1 protein-coding gene is annotated in these 346 nt (G+C 70.5%); it reads left to right on the forward strand.

The genetic code is table 11. The features are described from left to right. The coding region (locus R5H29_RS14860) for an alanine--tRNA ligase-related protein (RefSeq protein WP_332329373.1) at window positions 1–346 on the forward strand (346 nt) is incomplete at both ends.

Genomic DNA, 346 nt, shown 5'->3' on the forward strand with positions numbered 1-346 from the left:
GAGCAACGAGGGCCGCGGCTACGTGCTGCGCCGGATCATGCGCCGCGCCATGCGCCATCTGCACATGATGGGCGCGCGGGACCCGGTGTTCTGGCGCCTGGTGCCGGCGCTGGTGCGCCAGATGGGCGCCGCCTACCCGGAACTTGGCCGGGCGGAGGCGTTGATCGCCGAGACGCTGCGGCTGGAGGAGACGCGCTTCAAGACCATGCTGGACCGCGGGCTCTCCCTGCTGGGCGCGGAGCTGGAGGCGCTGGAGGAAGGCGCTGCTCTGCCCGGCGAGGTCGCGTTCCGGCTCTATGATACATACGGTTTCCCGCTGGATCTAACGCAGGACGCGCTGCGCGAG

Source organism: Stenotrophomonas sp. A3_2, from assembly GCF_036624925.1.
GTDB classification, from domain to species: domain Bacteria; phylum Pseudomonadota; class Gammaproteobacteria; order Xanthomonadales; family Xanthomonadaceae; genus Stenotrophomonas; species Stenotrophomonas hibiscicola.